Source organism: Glycomyces sp. TRM65418 (assembly GCF_019710475.1).
Classification (GTDB): domain Bacteria; phylum Actinomycetota; class Actinomycetes; order Mycobacteriales; family Micromonosporaceae; genus Glycomyces.
On sequence record NZ_JAJFAX010000016.1, the window covers coordinates 24,519 to 46,756 of the forward strand.

The window sequence follows — 22,238 nt, forward strand, 5'->3', positions numbered from 1 at the left end:
GCACGCCCGTGAGAAGACCGTCAAGATGATAATTCGTATTATCATCTTGACGGCCGACCGTCCGGACTCGGAGACTCGTCCTTCATAGGCCCGCCGCGGTGCTCCTGCGCCGCCGCGCATCGGAGCGCGGCGGCGGCCGCTCGGGCCGGATGGGAGTGCAACCCGATGGATCCCGATCGACGTCCCGCCTTCGGCCGCCGCGGCCTGCTGCTCGGCGCCGCCGCCCTCGGCACGACGGCCGCCTTCGGCGCCGCCCCGGCCGGGGCCGCCGTGCCCGGCTTCCCCGAATTCCGCCACCTGAAGACGGCGCTGGACAAGGGCGCCCTGGCCTACAACCCGACCGACGAGCTCATCTTCCCCTCGATCCGCCACGTCGCGGGAAGGGTCCGGAACCCCTTGGGCGCCTGGTACATGTACTACGCCCCGCACGACGCGCCGGGCGGGATCTGCCTCGCCTACGCCGACTCGCTGGAAGGCCCCTGGAAGGAGTACTCGGCCAACCCGATCATCCCGCGCACCTGGTCGCCCCACTACTCGGTGAGCCACGTGTCGAGCCCGCACGCCCTGTGGAACGACGCCGACGGACGGATGTACCTGTACTTCCACGGCGAGAACACGACCACCCGCGTCGCGACCTCGACCGACGGGCGCACCTTCGACTACGGCGGCACCGTCCTCACCACCGCGATGCTCCCGTCCGATGTGACCGAGGCGTCCTACGCGCGGGTCTTCCCGCACCCGGTCCAGTCCGGCGTCCACGTCATGCTGTTCATGGGCAACCAGGCCGGCACCCGGAAGATCTTCATCGGATGGTCCCACCGCCTCGCCTCGGGCTGGCAGTTCAAGCCCCAGCCGCTCATCTCGCCCGCCGCCGGCGAGAACGGGCAGCTGTCGGGCGCCCACTACTGGTCGCAGGGCGGCGGCGGGCACGTCGTCTACCACGCCGGCGACGGCAACATCCGCGTCGCCCGCGTCGGCACGAGCTTCGACCGCGAGGAGCATCTGGGCGTCCTCTACGACTCGGCCTCCACCGCACCCGACAACGGCCGCGCCGCCGCCCCGAGCTTCGCCGAGGAGAACGGGCGCATGTACATGTTCTACGAGGCCGGCCAGCGCTCGGCCACGAACATCGCCGTCGCCCGCGCCTGAGCCGACCGCGCCGAGCCGGCGAATCCGCACCCCGCCGGCTCGGCGCTCGACGTGCGCTCACCGTCCGGGGAGCACCGGTCGCGCCTCAGCTCCGGTAGACCGCCGCGAGGTCGACGGCGATCGCGATCGCCCGTTCCGTGAGCGGGGACTGCGTGCGGCCGGCCTGCCAGAGCAGGAAGATCTCACGCGGCGCCACTTCCGGCACCAGCTCGTGGACGGTGAGCGCCTCGTCGGTGAGCGCGGCGGCGCTGTCGACCACGAGCCGCGGCAGCACCGCCGACCCGATCCCGGCACGCACCATCGACAGCACGGCCTCGTTGCCCGCGGCGCGGAAGACGATCCGGGGCGCGGCGCCGTTGCTCGCGAACGCCTGCTCCACCCGCGGCTGGTCGCACGTCGGCGGCCACGCCACCATCGGCGTGTCGTCGAGCTGGGCGAACTTCACCGGTCCGTCGGGAAAGGCCCCACGCGGGGCCACCAGGACGTACGGGTCGTCGAACAGTTTGCGGTGCTCGACCCCACCGCCGACGCGCCGGTCGAAGAACATCAGATCGACCTCGCCGACCGGCGGCTCCGGGGACTCGTCCTCGACGAGCCTGATGTCGCAGCCCGGGTGCGCTTCGCGCAGTCGGCGGACGAGCTGGGGGAGCAGCACATTGGAGAGGCTCTGGAACGTCCCGATGTCGATCCGTCCCTCGCCCGCGTTGAAGCGTTCGACGGCGGTCGCCATCGCCCGCGCCTTCGCCAGCAGTTCCCGACCGTGGTCGAGCACCACCTGGCCCAGCGGCGTGATCCGGACCGGCCGGGGCCCGCCCGGGCGGTCGAAGACCGCGCCGCCGACCGCCTTCTCCAGCAAGGCGATCTGCTGGCTCACCGTCGACTGCGTGTATCCGAGCCGGACGGCGGCGCGGCCGAACGAGCCCTCCTCGACCACGGCGGCCATGGTGGCGAGATGGCGCAGCTCAACGTCGGTCATGGCGTCGAGCCTAACAATGGCCATCGGCGATGGCGATGGCTTCGATCGCGAATTATCGCTTTTCACGATGCCAATCGACGTCTAGCGTCATCCGCATGACCACGACACCGCCCGCCGAGCCGCCGTCCGACCGCCGCACGGGAGGGCGGTGACGACGATGGTCGCCGATCTCCACCCGGACACCGCGAACCCCGAGAGCGCGGGCCCCGCGGGCCGGCCGCCACGGCTCCTCCTGATCGGGATCGCGCTCGCCACCGTCTACCTCATCTGGGGCTCCACCTACCTCGGCATCAGGGTGATGGTCGAGGACATGCCGCCGCTCGTCGCCGCGGGCACGCGGTTCCTGCTCGCCGGCGTCCTGCTCGCCGGGGTCCTGTCCCTTCGCGGCGGCTGGCGCCGGCTGCGGGTCGACCGCGCCCAGCTCGCCTCCTGCGCCCTGCTCGGCATGCTGCTGCCGGTCCTCGGCCAGGGCATGGTGACCGTGGCCGAGAGCGGCGGCGCGCCCTCGGGCCTGACGGCGCTGCTCGTCGCCGGCGTGCCGCTCTGGGTGCTGCTCTACCGCAGGGCGTCCGGAGAGCGGCCCGCTCGGGCGGCCGTCCTCGGAGCGGTCGTCGGGTTCGTCGGCCTGGCCGGACTGCTCATCGCCAACGGCGGCAACACCGGTTTTCCCTTCTGGACCGTCTGCCTGGTCGTGTTCGCCACCGTGGCATGGGCATTCGGCTCCTGGTACCAGCCGCGGCTGCGCCTGCCGCGCGACCCGTTCGTGACGACCGTGTACGAGATGCTCATCGGCGGCGCCGTGCTCACCGCCGTCGGCCTGGGCAGCGGCGAGCGGTTCGAACCGGCGATGTACGCCGCCGGTTCGTGGATCGCATGGGCCTACCTCGTCGTGTTCGGCTCGGTCATCGCCTTCTCGGCCTACGTCTGGCTGCTGGCTTCCGCCCCGGTCTCCCTGGTCGCCACGTACGCGTACGTCAACCCGCTGGTCGCGCTCCTCCTGGGCCGGCTGATCCTCGACGAGGCGGTGACGGCGCCGATCGTCGTGGGCGGGGCCGTGGTCCTCCTCGCCGTCGCCATCGTGGTGAAGGCCGAACGCCCGCGCCGACCGCGCGATGCGCCCGCCTCGGAGCCCACCGTCCAATAGCACGACCCCGCACGAGAGGAAGCAGACACCATGGGAAACGACGCCGAGCCGGCCACGTTCGTGCTCATCCACGGCGGAGGAGGCAGTTCGTGGGACTGGCACCTCGTGGAGCCCGAGCTGCGCGGATACGGCCACGAGGTGATCGCGGTCGACATGCCCATCGAGGACGACCGCAACGGGATCGCCGAATACGCCGACGCGGTGGTCGCCGCATGCGCCGGCCGTCCGCGACTGGTCGTCGTCGCCCACTCCTTCGGCGGGCTGGTCGCCCCGGTCGTCTGCGCTCGCACCGAGGCCCGGCTGATGGTGCTCGTCACCGCGATGATCCCCGAACCGGCGGAGAGCCCGGCCCAGTGGTGGAGCGCCACGGGACACGACGAGCTGGGCATCGCCTTCGGGACGCCGCAGGAGGAGATCGACGTCTTCTACAACGGCGTGCCCGAGCCGCTGATCGCCGCCAGTCACGAGCACGCGCGCGACCAGGGCGGCGGGAAGTGGGACGAGCCCTCCCCCTTGCAGGCCTGGCCCGACGTCCCGACCCGCTACCTGCTGTGCCGCGACGACCGGCTCTTCCCGCCGGCCTTCGCCAGGGCCCACGTCGCCGAACGCCTCGGCATCACCCCCGACGAGATCGACGGCGGCCACATGATCGCGCTCGCCCGCCCCCGCGCGCTGGCGGAACGGCTGCACCTGCTCTGGAACGAGACGCGAGAGTCGACCGGAGCATGAGGCCCTGGCCGGCGGCCGCTCGACCCGGCGGAACGCCGGGAACCCGAGGGACGAGCACCGGCTCGATCAGGACCTTCGGGCGGCGCGCCATTCAGGGGCGAGGACCGACCACACCTCCATGTCGTAGCGCTCGCCTCGGTGGAGGTAGGCGGCGCGGAGGGTGCCCTCCTTCGTCATGCCGAGCCGCCGCGCCACGGCCAGGCTCGCCTCGTTGCGGCTCGACGCGTACCAGTCGACGCGGTGGACGCCGCGTTCCTCGATCGCCCAGTCGATGATCGCGGTGACCGCCCGGGTCACCAGGCCCTTGCCGACCGCCGCGGGTTCGAGCCAGCATCCGGCCTCGGCGCTCTCCATGCGGAGGTCCATGACGCGGAAGAGGACGCCGCCGACGAGCGTGCCGTCGAGCCAGATGCCCCAGATCCGCCCGGTGTCCGCGGCGGTCTTCTCGGCATAGGTCTTGAGGAACTTCCGGGCCGCGGGCAGGTCGGAGACCACGTCGGGCATGGCGACGTACCGTCCGATGTACTCGCGTCCGCGGTCCATGTGCGCCGCGAACTCCTCGGCCAGCTCCGGCACCAGCGGGCGCAACTCGACGCCCTCGCCCAGGGAAGCCTCGAACATGTGCCCTCCAAATATGATGCGCCCCAACGGACGACATGGTCTCACACCGGGTCCGCCGTCATCGGCGGACGAGCGGTCGCCGACGCGCTCGGCAGTCCGTTCGCCGTGCCGGGGCCGACTACGCCCCGAGCGCCTGAGCGGGGACGGAGAGCGGTCGGTGGGCGGCGAGCGCCTGCTCCAGGTCGGCGATCAGGTCCTCGGGGGCTTCGAGCCCGATCGAGAGCCTGACCAGGCTGTCGGCCGGGCGGGCATCGGGGGAGACGGGCCGGTGCGTCAGCGCGGCGGGATGCTGAATGAGCGAGTCCACGCCGCCGAGCGACACCGCATGGGTGAAGAGACCGACCCCGGCGGTGACGTGCCGCGCCTGTTCGAAACCGCCGCGCAGGTCGATCGCGATCATTGCTCCGGTGCCTTTCATCTGCGTGCCGAGCAGCCCCTGCGGATCGTCCATGAGCCCCGGGTAGTAGATCCGGTCGACACTCGCGTGCGCTTCCAGCCATGCGGCGACGCGCTGGGCGTTGGCCTGCTGCGTCCGGATCCGGATCGGCAGCGTCGTCAATCCTCTGTGGAGCAGGTAGGCGCCCAACGGGTGGAGCAGGCCGCCCGTGACGGCCCGGACCCGGCGCAGCGCGGCCGCGGATTCGTCACTGCAGGCGATGACGCCCGCGACCACGTCGCCGTGGCCGCCGAGGTACTTCGTCGCGCTGTGCAGCGCCATCGAGGCGCCCGAGTCGATGGGGTTCTGGAGGACCGGCGTCGCGAAGGTGTTGTCCACGAGAACCGGGACGCCTTGGGCCGCTTCGACGACCGTGCGGATGTCGACCAGCTCCAGCGTCGGATTCGCCGGCGTCTCGAGCACGATCAGCGCCGTGTCGGGCCGGACCGCGGCGGCGACCTCGTCCGCGCCGCAGAAGGTGGTCTCGGTGCCGAGCAGGCCCGTGGACAAGAGGTGGTCGGTCCCACCGTAGAGCGGACGGACGGCCAGGAGGTGACGGCGGCCGGTCTCCGCGGTGGCCGCGAGGATCGCGGCGGTCATCGCCGCCATGCCCGAGGCGAACGCCACGGCCGCCTCCGCGTGCTCCAACCGCGCCAGGGCCGATTCGAACCGGGCCACGGTCGGGTTCCACAGCCGCGCGTACACCGCGCCGCCCTCCGCGGTCGGCGCCCCTCCGGAGGCCATGGCCTCGTAGGACAGGCCGCCCGCCTCGATGTCCGGCAGCGGGTTGGTGGATGAGAGGTCGATGGGGAGCGCATGGACGCCGAGCCCCGCGAGATCCTCGCGGCCGGCGTGAACGGCGACGGTGTCGAGTTGCAGTCTCGGCGAAGTCATGCCCAGACTTTAAGGAGAACCACAGCCCACTGCAATACTCGCTGTGGAATCCTGCATCATAGGCCGATATCAATGAAGATTCATCGAGAGGACCCGACATGGCGGGCCCGCCGCCGAAGAAACCGCAAACGCCCCCCGTGCCGCTGGACGGCACCGACCTGGCGATCCTCGCCGCACTCGTCGAGGACGGGCGCATGACCAACGCCGCGCTGGCGGCCCGGGCAGGGGTCGCCGAGTCGACCTGCGCGTACCGGGTGCGCGCGCTGCGGGAGACCGGAGTCCTCGCGGGCATCAAGGCCCGCATCGACCCCGAGGCCCTCGGTCGCCCGCTCCGCGCCATCATCAAGGTCCGCCTGGGGAGCCACAGCCGGGAGCTGGTCCACAACCTCTACGACAGGCTGGTGAAGCTGCCGGGGGTGCTGACGGTCTTCCACGTCGGCGGCGACGACGACTTCCTCCTGCACGTGGCCGTGGCGGGCCCGGAAGCCCTGCGCGATCTCATCCTGGAACACGTGACGGTCCACCCCATGGTGCGGCAGACGGAGACCCAACTCGTCTTCGAAGTCCGAGAGGGCCGCGGAGTCCTCCCCGGATGAGCCGCCCCCGCGCTTGAGGAGCGCACAGCGAGGTGCCGGCGCGCGGTCGGCGCCCCGCAACACGCGACTGCGGCAGCGGACGGCGTGAAGGTCAGGCGGTCTTCGCGACTCGTCGCCGGTAGGCGAGGGGCCGTCGCCGTAGTGGCCACCTTCGGCGTCAACGAGCCTTTGAACGAGCAATTCAGAAACATGACCGACCGCGACGGCGGCATCGACTTCGCAGCGGCCCGGGCGGTCCTCGACGAAGCGCGCTGGACCACTTGGAACACGGTGCGGGCGCTGGCGAGCACCATCGCCTTCGGCGGCCTCGCCTGGGCGCTCGTCGTCCACCGCCGCCCGGCCCGGCGCGCGAACTGGGTTGGGCCACCCGGTTTCGGTTGCGCGCCAAGGCGATCCTCGAATGTGGTCGAAGCGGAGCTTCCTCGGTGGAGAACTGATGCACCTCCCGGCCTTGACCACATCAATGTTCTTCGATATGTTGTGAGCGGTCAATTGAATCGTTCTAATCGACCGTTCCTCTGCACCCGGCAACTCACACGCAAAGGAAGCACCATGTCCCAAGTGCTGAAACGAAGACTCGCCCTCCTCCTCGCCACCCTGGCGGCCGCCGTCACCGGCATTGCCATCGCGTTCGTCGCGATCCCGCAGGCCGGCGCCGTTGAGACGGGCGTCTGGTACAAGATCGTCAGCCGCCACTCCGGCCTCACCCTCGACGTCCTCGACCGTTCGACCGCCCCCGGCGCCGAGCTCATCCAGTGGAACGACACCGGTGCGACCAACCAGCAGTTCCGCTTCGTCGACGCGGGCGGCGGCTACTACCGCATCCAGGCCCGCCATTCCAACCTCGTGCTCGAGACCTACGAGTGGAGCACCGCGAACGGCGCCACCATCGCGCAGTGGACCGACCTCAACGGCACCAACCAGCAGTGGCAAGTGCAGGAGAGCGGCGGCTACGCCACCTTCGTCAACCGCCACTCCGGCAAGGCCCTCGACGTGTGGGAGAAGTCCACCACGGCCGGAGGCCGCATCTCGCAGTACACCCCCAACGGCGGCGTCAACCAGCAGTTCCAGCTGGTCGAGGTCGACGGCGACGGCGGCGGCGGTGACCCCGGCACCGGCGAGTGCGGCTCGGGCACACCGAACGCGACCGTGACCGGTTCGAGCGGCAACTACACCGCCCGCAACGGCTCCTCGACGCTCTACACCGGCAGCGACTACCGCAACGCGATCCAGACCGCCGTCGACTCGATCGGCAGCGGGCAGCGCGTCGCGGTCATGGCCTCGGGCTCGATCGGGGCGAGCACCATCTCGATCAGCAGCGGCAAGACCTTCGAAGGCTGCGGCACCATCAACGCCGCCAACCGCGGCGGGCGCGGGGCGATCGAATCGCTCGGCACGTCCAATGTGAGCATCCCTTACCTGAATGTCACCGGCAGCCCGTACTTCGCGACCCGGTTCTACGGCAACTCGAACCTCCACCTCGGGCAGGTCAACCTCAACCTCTCCGGAGGCGCGGGCATCCGCTTCGAGCGGGACTTCGCCGCCAGCAGCGACGTGACGATCGACTACGTCTACGTCGCGGGCACCAGCGGCCACGGCGTCGAGACGTGGAACATCGACGGGCTGACGATCGGCACGGTCGTCGCCCGCAACACCGGTTACGCCGGACTGCTGCTGAACAACACGCGGAACGCCGACATCGGCCTGGTCGACGGCGACAACGTCGCCACCGGCACCGGGTACGCCACGTTCCGCACCGCCAACACGGCCGGCCGCCTCGCGAACGGCTCGTACGCGACGAACATCTACGTCGACAAGGTCGTCTCACGCGGCGGCGGGCGCGGCATCTTCTGCGTCTCGCAGTCCGGCGGCGTGAACATCCGCAACGTGGATCTGGCGAACAACGGCAACAACGCCATCCTCATCGAGAACTGCTACGGCTACACGATCCAGAGCGGCACCGTCAACGGCGGCGGGGAAGTGCGCATCGCCGCGCGCAGCGAATTCCCCAACACCCGCGACACGAACATCACGCTCACGGTCAACAACACCTCGGTCCGGGAGTCGCCCTGCGCGGACAACTCCACCTGGAACCTCTCCGGCAACGGGTCGAGGAACATCTGCTGACGATCAGCCGAGACGGGGCCGGAGGCGCATCGCCTCCGGCCTCCTCGCACGGCCACGGCCGCGGGCGACGACGAACGCGCTCAATCCAGCAGACCGTGGTGCAGGGCGCGCAGGACCGCTCGGGTGCGGTCGCGGGAGCCGAGCTTCATGAGGACGTTCGACACGTGGTTCTTCACGGTGCCCTCCGCCAGGAACAGCGCCTCGGCGATCTCGCGGTTGCTGAACCCCGAGGCCAGGAGCCGCAGCACGTCCAGCTCCCGCTCGGTCAGCGGCATCGGCGGCGGCTCGGAGGCGCCGCCCTCAGCGGTCGCTCCAGTCCGGCGCAGTGAGCGCAGGAGCCGGTCGGTGACGGCCGGACGCAGCATCGTCCCGCCTTCGGCCAGCGTGCGCACCGCGTCCACCAGCTGCTGCAACGTCACGTCCTTGAGCAGGTAGCCCCTGGCGCCGGCGCGGATCGCCTCCAGCGCCAGCTCGTCGTCGTCGAACGTGGTCAGCACCAGCACGGGCGCCTCGATGCCGCTGCCGCGCAAGGCCTCCAGCGTCCAGATCCCGTCGTGGCGGGGCATGCGCAGGTCGAGCAGCACCACGTCGGGCCGGGACTCGCCGATGGCCGCCAGGGCGCTCATGCCGTCGTCGGCCTCGGCCACCACCGCCACTTCGGGGCTGAGGTCGAGCAGCCGCTTGATGCCCTCGCGCACCAGGTGCTGGTCGTCGACCAGGCAGACGCGGATCACGCCGGCACCGCCGCGCGCACCCGGAATCCGCCCTCGCCGGAGAACTCGACCGTCCCGCCCAGGTCTTCCATGCGCTCGACCATGCCGCGCAGGCCGTTGCCGGGTTCGAACCCCGGCGACCCGAGGCCGTCGTCGCGGGCGTCGAAGGTGACGCGCTCGCCGTCCTGCGCGATGTCGATCCAGAGGTTCTCGGCGCGCGCGTGCCGGATCGCGTTCGTGACGACCTCCTGGACGCACCGCAGCAGCGCCCGCGTCACCTCGGCGTCCGTCTCGACCGAGTCGTCGATGCGCATGTGGACGACCGGCTCGGGCAGGTCGACGACGACGGACTCCAACGTCTCGCGCAGCCGCGGCACGTCCTGGCGCATCTCGCCGACGGTGGCGCGCACGTCGCCGAGCAGCTGCCGCGTCAGCCCCTTGGCCCGATCGATCGACTCCGCCGTCTCCGGTCCGGCCCGGTGCGAGGCGATCTCCAGCTCCAACGACAGCACCGTGAGCTGGTGGCCCACCAGGTCGTGCAGGTCCCTGGCGATGCGCAGCCGCTCGTCGAGGCGGCTCGACTCGGCCTGCAGCGCCGCGGCCGCCCGCAGGCGCACGTGGGCCTCGGCGAGCCGGTGACGCGACTCGATCTCGCTCTGCTGCGCCCGGACGCTCAGCACGCTCACGGCCTGCAGCATCAGGTACAGCCCCGCGACCATCCCGATCTCGAGCGGCGAGTCCGAAACCCGGGCGGTCGCGAGGGCCGCCACCGCCGTGTTCGCCGCGACGAGCGCGGTCGAGACCCGGGGCGGCACCATATAGGCGCTCACCGCCACGGTCAGGACCAGCAGGAGCGGCGTCCATCCGGTCCCCGGGGCGGTCAGCACGAGGACCGGGGCGAGCACCGAGTACACGGCGAGCGCGGCCAGGCGGACCCTGCGGGGCGCGAGCTCCATGAACCACATGCCGGTCATGAACGCCGCGGCGAAGACCGCGAAGACCGCCAGCCACCAGGCGGTCGGGATGCCGGACAGCCGGTCGCCCTGGAGATGGACGGCCACCACGGGCACGGGGACGGCGAGGCAGACCAGGGTCACGAGGATCCCGCCCCCGACGTCCGCTCCTATTCGTCTCATCACCGAACAGCTTAAACGCCTGCGGGCCGCCGCACCCGTGCCGGAAGTCATGGGCCCGATCCATGACCTCTCGCACGCGCGCCCGGGCCTCCCGGCCCATAGCGTCGAACCCGACAGGAGACGAAGGAGGTTCGATGCACGCCATCGAAGTGCGAGGCCTGCACAAACGCTACGGCGACAAGGTCGCCGTCGACGATCTGAGCCTGTCGGTCGAGCTCGGGGAGATCTACGGGATCCTGGGCCGCAACGGCGCGGGCAAGACCACCACCGTCGAGGCCGTCGCGGGGCTGCGGCGCCCCGACCGAGGCGAGGTGCGCGTCCTCGGGCTCGATCCGCGACGCGACCGCGCACGGCTCCGGCAGGTCCTCGGCGTCCAGCTCCAGGAGTCCGCGCTGCACTCCGCGCTGACGGTGCGGGAGCTGATGCGCCTCCACCGCTCCTTCTACCGGGACGGCGCCGATCCCGGCGAGCTGATCGACCGCATGGGCCTGACCGAGCAGCGCGGCACCCGCTTCGAGAACCTCTCGGGCGGCCAGCAGCAGCGTCTCAACATCGCACTCGCGCTGCTCGGCAAACCCAAGGCGGTCATCTTGGACGAACTCACCACCGGTCTCGACCCCGAGGCCCGCCGCCAGATGTGGGCCACCGTCGAGGGGATGCGCGACCAGGGCGTCACGGTCGTCCTCGTCAGCCACCACATGGAGGAGGTCGAGCGGCTCTGCGACCGCGTGGCGCTCATCGACGCGGGCCGCCTCGCGGCCGTCGACACGCCCGCGGGACTCGTGACGCGCGCCGGACTGGAGCAGGTGGTGCGCTTCCGCACCGCGACGCCGTTCGACGCGGCGATCCTCGACGGCGTCGAAGAGGCCCGCTCGGTGCGGACCGCGGGCGACCGCGTCGTCGTGACCGGCTCGGGCAACCTCCTGCACGCGGTCAGCACCGCCCTCGTCCGATCCGACGTCGCCGCGCTCGACACGAGTTTCGAGCGGGCCACGCTCGAAGACGCCTTCCTCGCCCTGACCGGCAGTCCCTTCGACGGCTCCTCCGACCACGGGAGCGAACGATGACCGCGATCGAGATCCCTCCGGCCCGCCGACCGGGGCCGCGCGCCTGGGCCGAGCTCATCCTGGCCGAGGGGAAGATGGTCGTCCGCGACACCGCGGGCCTGCTCATCCCGCTCGGCATGCCCCTGCTCATCCTCGTGATGAACGGACTCGGCTCAGCGGGAGCGACCACCGCGGACGGCGTGAGCGTCTTCGAGCGGTACGTCATGCCCGTGGTGTTCACCATCGTGATCGCCACGGTCGGCGTGGTGAACATGCCGAGCTTCCTCGCCTACTACCGCCGCTCGCACGTGCTGCGCCGCCTCGCGGTCACCCCGGCGAACCCCGGCATGATCCTGGCGGCGCAACTCGTCGTCAGCCTCATCCAGTCGGCGGTCGGCGTCGCGATCGGCATGGCCGCGGCGATGCTGTTCTTCGACGTAGGCGTGCCCGAGCGGGCCGGGACCGCGCTGGCCGTGTTCGCTCTGGCGGCGTTGACGATGTACGCGATCGGCATGCTCGTCGCCGCCATCGCGCCCACCGGCAACGCCGCCGTCGCGATCGGGCTGGCGCTGTTCTTCGCGCTCGGCGCGACCGGCGGCATGTTCGGACCCACCGAGAACCTGCCGGAGCCGCTGGCGCGGATCGGCGAGGCCCTGCCGTTCGGCGCCGCGGTCCAGGCCGTGGGCCGGGCCTGGGCCGGCGCGGACCAGAACCCGGCGCACCTCCTCGCACTGGCCGCCGCCGCGGTGCTGAGCACGGCGGTCGCCGTCAAGTGCTTCCGCTGGGAGTGACTCCGGCACTCGAGGCTCCCTGCGGACGCGGGCCGGTCACCGCCGCGTCCGCGGGTCCTCGCCGGGGTCGGCGTACATGGGCGGGCAGCCGTGCTCGATCGCTTCGGGGCGCAGTTCGAAATGCCAGGGCTCGTTGCGGTAGATCCGGCACAGCCCGTAAGCGGCGCCGTGCTCGGACAGCCACGCCGCGGCCTCGGGAGGCCCGATGTCGACGGCGTCCCCCGCGACGTGGGCGGACGTCTCCGGTGTGGACACCCACCGCGCGGCCGCCGCCTCGGACCCGTAGCGGGCGACCGCTTCGCGGCGAAGTTGACGCTGGTACTCGGGGGAGCGCCAGCCGCTGTTCACGGTGAAGGCCACCCCGTGGGCGGCGGCGTCCGCGGCCGCCCGGCGCAGGGCGGCCAGGAGCGCCGGATCGAGGTTGGCCACACCCGGGACGGCCTCGTCGAAGACGCGGGTGCGGTAGGGGACGGCGCCGTCGGCCACGCCGAGGGAGCCGCGGTCGCGGATGCGGAGCAGCCGGTAGCCGAGGGCCTCCGCGACCGCCGCGACGACGCGCAGCAGGAGGGCGGCGAGGCGTCGGCGGATCCTGCGTGCCGTGGTCGCGACGATCCGGGGGGCCAGGGTCGGCGCTGATGCCGTTCGACTCATGCCGCCATTCAAGGCGGCGCGGCGTTGTCGGCCCGTATCCGGTTTTCCATATGCCGGCGATATGCCCCGGCTCCTAGGATCGAGCGCATGCGTGTACTGGTCGTCGAAGACGAGCCCTATATGGCCGAGGCCATCCGCGACGGCCTGCGCCTGGAGGCGATCGCGGCCGACATCGCCGGCGACGGCGACACCGCCTTGGAGCTGCTGAGCGTCAACGCCTACGACATCGCCGTCCTCGACCGCGACATCCCCGGGCCCACCGGCGACGAGGTCGCCGAACGGATCGTCGCCTCCGGCGGCGGCATGCCCATCCTCATGCTCACGGCCGCCGACCGGCTCGACGACAAGGCCTCCGGATTCGAGCTCGGCGCCGACGACTACCTCACGAAGCCCTTCGCGCTCCGGGAACTCGTGCTCAGGCTCAGAGCCCTCGACCGCAGGCGCGCGCACCACCGGCCGCCCGTGCGCGAGATCGCGGGGCTGCGGCTGGACCCGTTCCGCCGGGAGGTCTACCGGGACGGCCGCTACGTCGCGCTGACCAGGAAGCAGTTCGCCGTGCTCGAGGTCCTCGTCGCCGCCGAAGGCGGTGTCATCAGCGCCGAGGAACTGCTGGAGCGGGCGTGGGACGAGAACGCCGATCCGTTCACCAACGCCGTGCGGATCACCGTCTCGGCCCTGCGCAAACGGCTCGGCGAACCCTGGCTGATCGCCACGGTCCCCGGTGTCGGCTACCGCATCGACACCGGAGCGGACGGCGAGGCGGGGGGAGGCGGACGTGGATAGGGCGCCCGGACGGAGCGCCCGCTTCCGACTCACCCTCAGCTACGCCGGATTCCTCATGCTCGCTGGCGCCATGCTGCTCGCGGTCGTGTGGGTGTTCCTGCTGCGGTACGTGCCGGAGGAGGCGATCACGGTCCGCGGCGAGGTGCGCGCGGGAGGCATGCGGGGCCCCGGGATCTTCGCTCCCGGCCGGTACGACCTCTGGCGCGCGTTCTTTCCGTGGGCGGGCGCCGCCTTGGGGCTGCTCCTGGTGCTCGGCCTGGCAGGCGGGTGGTTCCTCGCCGGGCGCATGCTCGCGCCCCTGCACCGCATCGCCGACGCCGCCCGTCTGGTCGCGGACGGATCGCTCTCCCACCGGGTCCGGTTGGAAGGCCGCCAGGACGAGTTCCGCGAACTCGCCGACGCCTTCGACGACATGCTCGCGCGGCTCGAGGCGCACATCGCCGAACAGCGGCGGTTCGCCGCCAACGCCTCCCACGAACTGCGCACGCCCCTCGCGATCACGCAGACGCTGCTCGAAGTCGCCCGCACCGACCCGGCCCGGGCCAACGGCGAACTCGTCGAACAGCTCTACGCCGTCAACACCCGAGCGATCGACCTCACCGAAGCGCTGCTCCTGCTCACCCGTGCCGAGCAGCGTACCTTCACGCGCGAGGCCGTCGACCTGTCCCTCATCGCGGAAGAGGCCGCAGAGACGCTGCTGCCGCTCGCGGAGCGGCGCGGCGTCACCCTCCGGACCTCGGGCGACGTCGCGCCGACCGTCGGCTCATACGCGCTCCTGCTGCAGATGGCCACGAACCTGATGCACAACGCCATCGTCCACAATCGCCCCGAAGGCGGCACCGTGCGGGTCGACACCGCCGCCGGGCCCGAGTCGGTCGCGCTCACCGTCGAGAACACCGGCGAGCAGCTCAAACCGCAGCTGGTCGCGACGCTCACCGAACCGTTCCAGCGCGGCACCAGGCGCATCCGCGCCGAGCACGCCGGTGTCGGGCTCGGCCTGGCGATCGTCAAGAGCATCGTCCAAGCGCATGACGGCACCCTCTCGGTCGTGCCCGGGGACGAAGGCGGGCTCCGCGTCACGGTCCGTCTGCCCGCCGTCGACGCGGCTCCCCGCGAACCGGCCCGTTGAGTCGCGCAGGAACCGGGACGACGTCCCGGTCTGGTCGAGGTGGCCGAGCCGCCGGTGGAACGCGTGCGCGTCGCACCGGCGGCCGGCGTCGGCGGCGTGGAGCGGCCGGATCCGCATCCCCGCGCCCTTAAACGACGGGGACATCGAAGTACGTGTCCGGATAGGGTTCGTCCCGCAGCGTGTAGTGCCACCACTCGCATTCGTACGCGACGAAGCCGCAGTCCTCCATGATGGACCGCAGGCGCCGGCGATGGTCCGCTTCGACCTGTGTGACGCCTGCCGCCCCGTGGTGCGAGACCGCGTCCATGAGATCGTGCCCGCCGCCCATGGCGGCGAGCGCCCCGGTGTCCAGGTGATACAGCGTCAGGTCGACGGTGCTGCCCCGGCTGTGGCCCGACTTCGCGGCCACATAGCCGCGCGCGACCATCTCGGAGCGGTCGATGTTCGGATGGTGCCGCGGCTTCGTCCGGCCGTCCTCCGGCTGCGCGGCCCAGCGAAGGAAGGCGTCCACGGCTCGCTGCGGTCGGTAACCGTCCCACAGCAGCAGGCCGAAGCCGTGGGAGGCGGCCTTCTCCTGCGCGCTCGCCAGAGCCGCGCACAGGGCGCTCGTCCCCATGATCCGGTTCGCCAGATAGCCCTCCACCGGCCTGCCCGTGAAGTTGTCCGCGGTGGCGTACTTGGCGTCCCACCGCACGCCGGGCACGAGCTCGTCCACGTAGACGAGGGCGTCGCTCATCGCATCGTCCCCGTCAGCGCCGACGACACCAGCAGGTCGATCACCTCGGCGAGCGGCAGGCCCGCGGCCGCCATCATTCTCGGATAGCGGCTGTACGAGGTCAGGCCCGGCATCGTGTTGACCTCGTTGAGGACCACGGTGCCGTCCTCCTTGAGGAACATGTCCACCCGCGCCAGGCCCCGGCACCCCAGCGCGCGGTACACGGCCTCGGCCGCCTCCTGGACGCGCGAGCGCGCCGCCGCGGGAACATCGGCGGGGACGATGGCGATCGAGTTCTCGGAGCCGCGCTCGGGCGCCTCCTCCTGGTGGATCCTGAAGAAGCCGTGCGAGAGCGCGATGCGATCGGCTTCGCCCGTGATGAGATCCCGGCCGCTTCCCAGGACGGCGCAGCCGATCTCACTGCCGGCGACGGCCTCCTCGATCAGCACCTTCGCATCGTACTGCCGCGCGTTCGCCACCGCATCCGCCAGTTCCTCCTTTCGGGACACCTTGCCGACGCCGAAGGACGATCCCGATCGGGCCGGCTTCACGAAGACGGGATAGGCGATCTCGTCGGGGTCGACGGTCTCGTCCGCGGCGACGATCCGGAATTCCGGCGTGGGGACGCCCGCGCTGCGAACGACGGTGTAGGCGAGGGACTTGTCCATGCACAGCGCGGAGCTCGGCACGTCGCAGCCGACGTAGGGGATGCCGGAGAGCTCCAGGAGGCCCTGCACCGCGCCGTCCTCCCCGAGCCGGCCGTGCAGGACCGGCAGGACGAGGTCCAGCCTGATCGTCTCGTACTTCCCCTCGTCGAGGACGAGCAGGCCGTGCACGGTGCGGTCCGGTGCGAGCACGGCAGGGCGGTGGTCATCGTCCTCCCAGCCCTCGCCGGGGCCGTCGCAGAGCTTCCAGGCGCCGCTCCTCGTGATGCCGATGTAGATCGGCTCGTACCGCTCGGCATCGAGGTGGCGGGCGACCTCTCGAGCGGATTTGACCGAGACGGGGTGCTCTTCGGAGACGCCCCCGAAGAGCACGCCGATCTGCAACTTAGCCATGCCGGTTCCTGCTTTCGAATTCGAGACAGTTGGCGATCGAGTGCTCGACCGTGTCGCTCAGGGCGCGGTCGGTGTAGTAGGCGGTGTGCGGGCTGATGACCACGTTCGGCAGCTCCTGCAGCCGCAGCAGCGCCTTGCTCTCGACGGGCCGGTTCCTGCAGTCGGTGTAGAACACGCCCTCTTCGCCTTCGACGACGTCCAGGGCGGCCCCGCCCAGCCTGCCGCTCTCCACGGCCGGCACCAGGGCCTCGGTGTCGACGAGCGCGCCGCGTCCGGTGTTGACGATGACGGCGCCGGGCTTCATCCGCTCGATCCGCCGGCGGTCCAGGAGGTGGTAGGTGCCCGCGTTCAGCGGCGTGTGGAGCGTGACGACGTCACTGCGCTGCAGCAGCGCATCGAGCGGCACGTAGTCGGCGGTGGTCTTGGCGTTCCTGTCGTGGGCCAGGATCCGGCAGCCGAAGCCGCGCAGCCGGTCCATGACCGCGGCCCCGATGCGCCCGGTGCCGACCACGCCGACGGTCAAGTCGCGCAGTTCCCTGCCGCGCCTGTCGTTCAGCCGGTAATCGTGGACGTCGGCGCGGCGGACGGTGGTCTTCGCGTCGCGGATCGCCATCAGCATCAGCATCAGGGTGTAGTCGGCCACGCTGTCGGGTGAGTACGCGACGGTCCCGACGGTGATGCCGATGCTCGCCGCGTACGGCACGTTGATGTGGTCGCAGCCGATGCTCCTCGTCGAGACGTATCGCACGCCGACGCGGCCGAGCTCGCGAAGCACGGCGCTCGTGATCCGGGTCTTGTGGCCGACGCTGATGCATCGGTTTCCGGACGCCAGTGCGGCGTTCGCTTCGGCGACGCCGGCCTCGGTGATGCGGGGCGTCACCCCGAAGCGGGGCGCCATCTCCCGGAACAGGGCGGCCTCGTCCTCCTCGCATCCGTACACGGTGATCCCCACGGCTGCGGACGGGGAAGGCGGCGACGGGGCACGGCCGGCCGCTGTGAGCGCTGGTTCGTTGTCGGACATGCCGCCCAGTCAAGGCGTCCCGCCGTTGTGAGGGCGTATGCGCTTTTCGATATGCCGACGATAAGCTACCGTCCGGTGATATCCGGGCCGCCTTCGCGCCTATCGTCGCCGTATCGAAAAACGCATACGCGACGGCAACACCGCGGCGCCTTGACTGGGCGGCATGACCTATCGCAGCAACACCTTCGACGGCCGCCGCCGCGACCGAGCCGCCACCGGCCTCACCGACTCCCGGGCGGTCCGATCATGATCCCGCTCGGCATCGGCGAGATCGCCGCGATCACCGGCGGCACGGTCAAAGGCGACGGCACCGTCATGGTCACCGCGCCCGCGGTGCTCGACGGCCGGGAAGCCGAGCCCGGCGGTCTCTTCGTCGCCTTCGACGGCGAGCACGTGGACGGCCACGACTACGCCGACCAGGCGGGCCGGGCCGGAGCGGCGGCCGTGCTCGGATCGCGGCCCACCTCGCTGCCCACCGTCGTGGTCGAGGACGCCCAGACCGCGCTGCAGTCGCTCGCCGCCGACGTCGTGGCCCGGCTGCGCGGTCGGCTCCACGTCGTCGGAGTGACCGGTTCGCAGGGCAAGACCGGCACCAAGGACCTGCTGGGCGCCGTGCTGTCGAGCGCCGCGCCGACGATCGCCGCGATCGGCTCGCGGAACAACGAACTCGGCGTCCCGACCACCATGCTGCGCGCCGACGCCGACACCCGGTTCCTCGCACTCGAACTGGGCGCCCGCCGCGTCGGCGACATCGCCGCGCTCACCGACCTGGTCGCACCCGACACCGCCGTCGTGCTCAACGTCGGGCAGGCCCACCTCAGCCACTTCGGGTCGCGGGCGGCCATCGCCGAGGCCAAGGGCGAGCTCGTGGCGGGCCTGGCGCCCGGCGGCACCGCCGTCCTCAACGCCGACGATCCCCGAGTGGTCGCCATGCGCGCGCTCACCGACGGCCCGGTGCTGACCTTCGGCCGGGCGGCGCACGCCGACGTGCGTGTGCTCGATCTGCGCGTGGACCGGCTCGGGCGCCCGACCTTCACGCTGCGGACGGCCGAGACCTCGGTGCCCGTCACCCTGCCGCTCGTGGGCGCCCACCAGGCGTGCAACGCGGCGGCCGCCGCAGCGGCGGGTCTGGCGGCCGGCGTGCCCCTCGAAGCGGCCGCGACGGCCCTGGCCTCCGCTTCACTCTCGAAGTGGCGCATGGAATTGCGCCCCCTCGAGAGCGGCGTGACGCTGCTCGACGACTCCTACAACGCCAACCCGGACTCGGCCCGCGCCGCCCTGGACGCGCTGGCGACGATCGAAGGCGGGCGGCGCATCGCCGTCCTCGGCGCGATGGCCGAACTCGGCGACGCGAGCGAGGCCGAGCACCGCGCGATCGGGGCGTACGCCGGTTCCCGGGCCGACGTGGTGGTCGCGGTCGGCGAGACCGCGCGGCCGATCGCCGAGGGCGCGGGAGCCCGATCGGTGGCGTTGGAGGACAACGACACCGCCGCCGAATGGCTGCGCGGCCACCTGGCCGCCGGCGATGTGGTGCTCGTCAAGGCCTCCCGCGAAGCCCGGCTCGACGCGGTCGCCGCCGCGCTCACGTAGCCCGCGAAGCGCCGGTCAAGCGGGATTGACCGCGGTGACGAGCCATACCGCGGCCGGCAGGCGGACGGCGCCGCCGACGAGGTGGCGGCGGAGTTCGTCGCGGACCTCCTCCACGACGGACTCCCAGCCGTCGACGCCGATACGGGGCACGAGCTGCTCTTCGGCGAGGCGGCCGGTGCGGCCGTTCAAGATCATCGTGAGCCGTTCCTCGACGCCGTCGGCGCCGTCGAAACCGAAGTCGCACACGAAGTCGAACGCGTCGATCCGGGTCCGGCCCCACCCGGACGCGGCGAGCAGCGACTCGAGCCGGCCGGCGTCGGCGAACGCGGTGGGGCCCGGCGCTCCGGGCTCCGGCGGCTCGGGCGCCGGGTCGAGACGCGCCGCGAGGACGTCCGTCCCCAGGCTGAAGATCGGGTTCTCCGCTTCGCTTCGCCAGCAGGCGAACACGAGCCGCGCGCCGGGAGCGGCGGCGCGTCGGAGGTTCGCGAACGCGGCCTCCGGGTCCTCGAAGAACATGACGCCGAACCGCGACACGACCCGGTCGAACGGGGGGCCCGGGACCGCGTCGACCAGGTCGGCGGTCTGCGCGTCGGCGACCACCACAGTCGCCCCGGGGACTCGCCGGCGCGCGGCGGCGGCCATGCCCTCGGCGATGTCGATCCCGACGACCTCGGCCCCCGCGGCGGCGTGCTTCGCGAGGAGCGTCCCGCTCCCGCAGCCCACGTCGAGCACCCGGTGCCCGGCCCGCGGGTCGGACCGTTCGAGGATCGCCGCCGTCACCGGCGCGAGCACGGCGTCGTAGACCGCCTCGTTCTCCACCCAGCCGTCGGCCGCATCGGACCAGTTCTGCCGCATCGATTCGTTCGCCACAGCGCCACCCTACTCAAGCGCCCCCCGCCGGACACGCCATCGCCTCGCGGCGAGGTGGGCACGCGCGTGCCGGGAGGCCATACCGGCGCCGCCTGAAGCGGTCCCCGGTCAGGCCTCGGTGCGGCGGTGCCGCCGTTCCACATCGGCGGCCACCCGCCGGAACGCGTCCAGGACGCGCTTGACCGCCAGCCGTTCGGCCCGGTCCGGCCGCAGGATCGCGGTGATGTGCCGTCGCGTGGGGATGTCGGCGATCTCGCGCAGGACGAGACCGGTCCCCGTCGGGGTGGTGAACCGGGGGAGCACGGCGATGCGGCGGCTCCCGGCCACGAGCGACTCCACGAGCCGGTTGTCGCGGATCCGCTGGGACACCCGCAGCGCGGTCCCGGTCGCCCGCTCGATCGACTCGAGCACGGAGTCGAACGGGTAGCCCTTGGGCACGCCGATCCACTCCCAGTCGACGAGGTCGTCGGTGCGGACGGTCGCCCGCGCGGCGAGCGGATGGTCCGCGGCCATCGCCACGTCGAGCGGCTCGCGCGCCAGCGGCGCGACCGTGAGCGAGGCCGCGCCCGCCGGGCGCACACCGGTGAAACTGTGCGCGATCACGATGTCGCTGTCGGCCGCCAGCGCGGCGAACTCCGCCTCGGCAAGGTCGATGTCACTGCACCGCAGCTCGATCGCGCTGCCCTCGATGTCCCGCATCACCGCCGCGAGCATGAACGTCGCCGCACTCGGGAGGGCCGCGACGGTGACGGTCCCGGACGGTTCCCCGAGGAACGAGTCCCAGCGGGCCCGCACCTGTTCGAGCGCGGTGGCCACCGTCGAACCGCCCTCGGCCAGCACCCGGCCCGCCTCGGTCAAGCGCAGCCCGCGGCCCGACGGCTCCGCCAGCGCCATGCCGAACTCGCGCTGCGCGGCCTTGAGCTGCTGCGAGACCGCCGACGGCGTCCGATGCGTGGCGCGCGCCACCTCGGTGACACTGCCGCGGAGGGCCAACTCGCGAAGCAACTCCAGGTGGCGTACGTCCATGTAGCAATGCTACATAATAGGTTAAGCAAGTTTCATTTGTGCTTTACAGTCATGGCGTTCATGATGGGCCCATGCCTGTTCGCCACGTCCTCCTCGCGATCGCCGTCGCCGTCATGTGGGGGCTCAACTTCATCGCCATCGACGCCTCGCTCCAGCACTTCCCTCCGATGTTCCTCGTGGCGCTCCGCTTCGCCCTGATCGCCGTGCCGACGGTGCTGCTGGTCAAACGGCCCGACGTGCCGCTGCGCTGGCTGATCGGCTACGGCCTCGGCTTCGGCACCCTGCAGTTCCTGTTCCTGTACTGGGGCATGGCCGCCGGGATGCCCGCGGGGCTCGCGTCCCTGGTCCTCCAGGCCTCCGGGCCGTTCACCATGCTGCTGGGCGCCACGTTCCTGCGCGAGCGCGTGAGCGGCGCGCAGCTGCTCGGCGTCCTGGTCGCGGTCGGCGGCCTCGCGGTGGTCGGCTGGCAGCGCGCCGAACACGCCAGCGTGATCCCGTTCCTGCTGACGCTCGCCGGCGCCCTCGGCTGGGCGATCGGCAACATCAGCAACCGGCAGGCGCGAGCGGCGAACCCGCTGCATCTGACCCTGTGGATGTCCGTGGTCCCGCCCCTGCCGATGCTGGCGCTCGCATTGGCGTGGGAAGGGCCCTCGCGCATCGCCGATTCGCTGACCGACTACGGCGAACCGGGCGCCGTCGGGGCCGTGGTCGGCCTGCTCTACACCGTCGTGATCGCCACGGTCCTCGGTTCGGGGCTGTGGACCTGGCTCATGTCGCGCCACCCCGCGGGGGTGGTGGCGCCGTTCTCGATGCTGGTGCCCGTGACCGGCATGACCGCCGCGTGGCTGATCCTGGGCGAGACCGTGACGCTCCCCGAAGCCCTCGGCGGCGTCCTGGTCGTCGGCGGCGTCCTCCTCGGCGGCGTCCGCAGGCGCGTGAAGCCCCTCGACCTCGGTACGCCGCCCCGTCAGGCGGCATCGCCGGAACCTGCGGCTCTGGCCGAGCCCGCACCGCACCGGCCGTGACGGCGCCGCACG

The 22,238-nt window shown here is 71.7% G+C and carries 22 protein-coding genes and 1 pseudogene; 12 read left to right on the forward strand and 11 right to left on the reverse strand.

Annotation, left to right across the window (positions count from 1 at the left end; genetic code table 11):
• Positions 1-165: 165 nt before the first annotated feature.
• Positions 166-1,149 (forward strand): hypothetical protein, encoded by a 984-nt coding sequence (locus tag K3N28_RS22490; protein ID WP_228095017.1) that lies wholly within the window; start codon positions 166-168, stop codon positions 1,147-1,149.
• An 85-nt stretch (positions 1,150-1,234) separates the two neighbouring features.
• On the opposite strand, the gene K3N28_RS22495 is transcribed toward K3N28_RS22490, so the two are convergent.
• A complete protein-coding gene (locus tag K3N28_RS22495; protein ID WP_228095018.1) occupies positions 1,235-2,125 on the reverse strand; it encodes a LysR family transcriptional regulator in 891 nt (296 codons plus the stop codon).
• Positions 2,126-2,282: 157 nt separating this feature from the next.
• Between K3N28_RS22495 and K3N28_RS22500 the strand changes: the two genes are divergently transcribed.
• Both K3N28_RS22500 and K3N28_RS22505 read left to right on the forward strand, forming a co-directional pair.
• On the forward strand, positions 2,283-3,269 hold the full coding sequence (locus K3N28_RS22500) for an EamA family transporter (RefSeq protein ID WP_228095140.1): 987 nt from the start codon (positions 2,283-2,285) through the stop codon (positions 3,267-3,269).
• A 30-nt stretch (positions 3,270-3,299) separates the two neighbouring features.
• Complete coding sequence (locus K3N28_RS22505) at positions 3,300-3,998, forward strand: alpha/beta fold hydrolase (RefSeq protein ID WP_228095020.1); 699 nt, start codon at positions 3,300-3,302, stop codon at positions 3,996-3,998.
• A gap of 66 nt (positions 3,999-4,064) precedes the next feature.
• On the opposite strand, the gene K3N28_RS22510 is transcribed toward K3N28_RS22505, so the two are convergent.
• Positions 4,065-4,619, reverse strand: a complete 555-nt coding sequence (locus K3N28_RS22510) for a GNAT family N-acetyltransferase (protein WP_228095022.1) — start codon at positions 4,617-4,619, stop codon at positions 4,065-4,067.
• 118 nt (positions 4,620-4,737) lie between these two features.
• Positions 4,738-5,949 carry a PLP-dependent aspartate aminotransferase family protein gene (locus K3N28_RS22515; RefSeq protein WP_228095032.1) on the reverse strand — a complete coding sequence of 404 codons (1,212 nt, stop codon included), beginning with the start codon at positions 5,947-5,949 and terminating at the stop codon, positions 4,738-4,740.
• A gap of 98 nt (positions 5,950-6,047) precedes the next feature.
• Between K3N28_RS22515 and K3N28_RS22520 the strand changes: the two genes are divergently transcribed.
• The 3 genes and pseudogenes from K3N28_RS22520 to K3N28_RS22530 all read left to right on the forward strand — a co-directional run bounded on the left by K3N28_RS22520 (position 6,048) and on the right by K3N28_RS22530 (position 8,672).
• Complete coding sequence (locus K3N28_RS22520; protein WP_228095033.1) at positions 6,048-6,545, forward strand: Lrp/AsnC family transcriptional regulator; 498 nt, start codon at positions 6,048-6,050, stop codon at positions 6,543-6,545.
• Between the two features lie 84 nt (positions 6,546-6,629).
• A pseudogene (locus K3N28_RS22525) lies at positions 6,630-6,836 on the forward strand (anthrone oxygenase family protein); the annotation flags it as partial.
• Positions 6,837-7,097: 261 nt separating this feature from the next.
• Entirely contained in the window at positions 7,098-8,672 is a 1,575-nt protein-coding gene (locus K3N28_RS22530; RefSeq protein ID WP_228095142.1) for an RICIN domain-containing protein, read from the forward strand.
• A gap of 80 nt (positions 8,673-8,752) precedes the next feature.
• Here K3N28_RS22530 and K3N28_RS22535 read toward each other — a convergent pair whose 3' ends face one another.
• Positions 8,753-9,406 carry a response regulator transcription factor gene (locus K3N28_RS22535; RefSeq protein ID WP_228095035.1) on the reverse strand — a complete coding sequence of 218 codons (654 nt, stop codon included), beginning with the start codon at positions 9,404-9,406 and terminating at the stop codon, positions 8,753-8,755.
• On the reverse strand, positions 9,403-10,521 hold the full coding sequence (locus K3N28_RS22540) for a sensor histidine kinase (RefSeq protein ID WP_228095037.1): 1,119 nt from the start codon (positions 10,519-10,521) through the stop codon (positions 9,403-9,405). Before K3N28_RS22540 ends, K3N28_RS22535 begins: the two co-directional genes overlap by 4 nt.
• A gap of 134 nt (positions 10,522-10,655) precedes the next feature.
• Between K3N28_RS22540 and K3N28_RS22545 the strand changes: the two genes are divergently transcribed.
• Positions 10,656-11,588, forward strand: a complete 933-nt coding sequence (locus K3N28_RS22545; RefSeq protein WP_228095039.1) for an ABC transporter ATP-binding protein — start codon at positions 10,656-10,658, stop codon at positions 11,586-11,588.
• The gene (locus tag K3N28_RS22550) at positions 11,585-12,358 is read left to right on the forward strand and encodes an ABC transporter permease (RefSeq protein WP_228095045.1); all 774 of its coding nucleotides are present in this window, start codon (positions 11,585-11,587) and stop codon (positions 12,356-12,358) included. Before K3N28_RS22545 ends, K3N28_RS22550 begins: the two co-directional genes overlap by 4 nt.
• Before the next feature lie 36 nt (positions 12,359-12,394).
• Here the strand turns inward: K3N28_RS22550 and K3N28_RS22555 are convergent, their stop codons facing one another.
• On the reverse strand, positions 12,395-13,009 hold the full coding sequence (locus K3N28_RS22555; protein ID WP_228095046.1) for a M15 family metallopeptidase: 615 nt from the start codon (positions 13,007-13,009) through the stop codon (positions 12,395-12,397).
• An 87-nt stretch (positions 13,010-13,096) separates the two neighbouring features.
• Here K3N28_RS22555 and K3N28_RS22560 point away from each other — a divergent pair, with 87 nt between their 5' ends.
• Together K3N28_RS22560 and K3N28_RS22565 are read left to right on the forward strand one after the other, a co-directional pair.
• Entirely contained in the window at positions 13,097-13,792 is a 696-nt protein-coding gene (locus K3N28_RS22560; RefSeq protein ID WP_228095047.1) for a response regulator transcription factor, read from the forward strand.
• The gene (locus K3N28_RS22565; RefSeq protein ID WP_228095048.1) at positions 13,785-14,921 is read left to right on the forward strand and encodes a HAMP domain-containing sensor histidine kinase; all 1,137 of its coding nucleotides are present in this window, start codon (positions 13,785-13,787) and stop codon (positions 14,919-14,921) included. Before K3N28_RS22560 ends, K3N28_RS22565 begins: the two co-directional genes overlap by 8 nt.
• Positions 14,922-15,048: 127 nt before the next feature.
• Here K3N28_RS22565 and vanX read toward each other — a convergent pair whose 3' ends face one another.
• The 3 genes from vanX to K3N28_RS22580 are packed head-to-tail and all read right to left on the reverse strand — an operon-like array spanning position 15,049 to position 17,715.
• Positions 15,049-15,657 (reverse strand): D-Ala-D-Ala dipeptidase VanX, encoded by a 609-nt coding sequence (gene vanX / locus K3N28_RS22570; RefSeq protein WP_228095049.1) that lies wholly within the window; start codon positions 15,655-15,657, stop codon positions 15,049-15,051.
• Positions 15,654-16,694 carry a D-alanine--(R)-lactate ligase gene (gene vanA, locus K3N28_RS22575; protein ID WP_228095050.1) on the reverse strand — a complete coding sequence of 347 codons (1,041 nt, stop codon included), beginning with the start codon at positions 16,692-16,694 and terminating at the stop codon, positions 15,654-15,656. Before vanA ends, vanX begins: the two co-directional genes overlap by 4 nt.
• Complete coding sequence (locus K3N28_RS22580) at positions 16,687-17,715, reverse strand: D-isomer specific 2-hydroxyacid dehydrogenase family protein (RefSeq protein WP_255640308.1); 1,029 nt, start codon at positions 17,713-17,715, stop codon at positions 16,687-16,689. Before K3N28_RS22580 ends, vanA begins: the two co-directional genes overlap by 8 nt.
• A gap of 246 nt (positions 17,716-17,961) precedes the next feature.
• Here K3N28_RS22580 and murF point away from each other — a divergent pair, with 246 nt between their 5' ends.
• Positions 17,962-19,305: a UDP-N-acetylmuramoyl-tripeptide--D-alanyl-D-alanine ligase gene (murF, locus tag K3N28_RS22585; protein ID WP_228095054.1), complete on the forward strand. Its 1,344-nt coding sequence runs from the start codon at positions 17,962-17,964 to the stop codon at positions 19,303-19,305.
• A gap of 15 nt (positions 19,306-19,320) precedes the next feature.
• On the opposite strand, the gene K3N28_RS22590 is transcribed toward murF, so the two are convergent.
• A complete protein-coding gene (locus K3N28_RS22590) occupies positions 19,321-20,175 on the reverse strand; it encodes a class I SAM-dependent methyltransferase (protein ID WP_228095056.1) in 855 nt (284 codons plus the stop codon).
• 108 nt (positions 20,176-20,283) lie between these two features.
• Positions 20,284-21,201 carry a LysR family transcriptional regulator gene (locus K3N28_RS22595; protein WP_228095058.1) on the reverse strand — a complete coding sequence of 306 codons (918 nt, stop codon included), beginning with the start codon at positions 21,199-21,201 and terminating at the stop codon, positions 20,284-20,286.
• Positions 21,202-21,272: 71 nt separating this feature from the next.
• Between K3N28_RS22595 and K3N28_RS22600 the strand changes: the two genes are divergently transcribed.
• Positions 21,273-22,226, forward strand: a complete 954-nt coding sequence (locus K3N28_RS22600) for an EamA family transporter (RefSeq protein WP_228095066.1) — start codon at positions 21,273-21,275, stop codon at positions 22,224-22,226.
• Positions 22,227-22,238 lie beyond the last annotated feature (12 nt).

Excerpts from the sequence above, each read along its gene's own strand:
- K3N28_RS22490 (WP_228095017.1), top strand. The coding sequence starts at position 166 with ATGGATCCCGATCGACGTCCCGCCTTCGGCCGCCGCGGCCTGCTGCTC.
- K3N28_RS22495 (WP_228095018.1), bottom strand. The coding sequence starts at position 2,125 with ATGACCGACGTTGAGCTGCGCCATCTCGCCACCATGGCCGCCGTGGTC.
- K3N28_RS22500 (WP_228095140.1), top strand. The coding sequence starts at position 2,283 with ATGGTCGCCGATCTCCACCCGGACACCGCGAACCCCGAGAGCGCGGGC.
- K3N28_RS22505 (WP_228095020.1), top strand. The coding sequence starts at position 3,300 with ATGGGAAACGACGCCGAGCCGGCCACGTTCGTGCTCATCCACGGCGGA.
- K3N28_RS22510 (WP_228095022.1), bottom strand. The coding sequence starts at position 4,619 with ATGTTCGAGGCTTCCCTGGGCGAGGGCGTCGAGTTGCGCCCGCTGGTG.
- K3N28_RS22515 (WP_228095032.1), bottom strand. The coding sequence starts at position 5,949 with ATGACTTCGCCGAGACTGCAACTCGACACCGTCGCCGTTCACGCCGGC.
- K3N28_RS22520 (WP_228095033.1), top strand. The coding sequence starts at position 6,048 with ATGGCGGGCCCGCCGCCGAAGAAACCGCAAACGCCCCCCGTGCCGCTG.
- K3N28_RS22530 (WP_228095142.1), top strand. The coding sequence starts at position 7,098 with ATGTCCCAAGTGCTGAAACGAAGACTCGCCCTCCTCCTCGCCACCCTG.
- K3N28_RS22540 (WP_228095037.1), bottom strand. The coding sequence starts at position 10,521 with ATGAGACGAATAGGAGCGGACGTCGGGGGCGGGATCCTCGTGACCCTG.
- K3N28_RS22545 (WP_228095039.1), top strand. The coding sequence starts at position 10,656 with ATGCACGCCATCGAAGTGCGAGGCCTGCACAAACGCTACGGCGACAAG.
- K3N28_RS22550 (WP_228095045.1), top strand. The coding sequence starts at position 11,585 with ATGACCGCGATCGAGATCCCTCCGGCCCGCCGACCGGGGCCGCGCGCC.
- K3N28_RS22555 (WP_228095046.1), bottom strand. The coding sequence starts at position 13,009 with ATGAGTCGAACGGCATCAGCGCCGACCCTGGCCCCCCGGATCGTCGCG.
- K3N28_RS22560 (WP_228095047.1), top strand. The coding sequence starts at position 13,097 with ATGCGTGTACTGGTCGTCGAAGACGAGCCCTATATGGCCGAGGCCATC.
- vanX (WP_228095049.1), bottom strand. The coding sequence starts at position 15,657 with ATGAGCGACGCCCTCGTCTACGTGGACGAGCTCGTGCCCGGCGTGCGG.
- vanA (WP_228095050.1), bottom strand. The coding sequence starts at position 16,694 with ATGGCTAAGTTGCAGATCGGCGTGCTCTTCGGGGGCGTCTCCGAAGAG.
- K3N28_RS22580 (WP_255640308.1), bottom strand. The coding sequence starts at position 17,715 with ATGTCCGACAACGAACCAGCGCTCACAGCGGCCGGCCGTGCCCCGTCG.
- murF (WP_228095054.1), top strand. The coding sequence starts at position 17,962 with ATGATCCCGCTCGGCATCGGCGAGATCGCCGCGATCACCGGCGGCACG.
- K3N28_RS22595 (WP_228095058.1), bottom strand. The coding sequence starts at position 21,201 with ATGGACGTACGCCACCTGGAGTTGCTTCGCGAGTTGGCCCTCCGCGGC.
- K3N28_RS22600 (WP_228095066.1), top strand. The coding sequence starts at position 21,273 with ATGCCTGTTCGCCACGTCCTCCTCGCGATCGCCGTCGCCGTCATGTGG.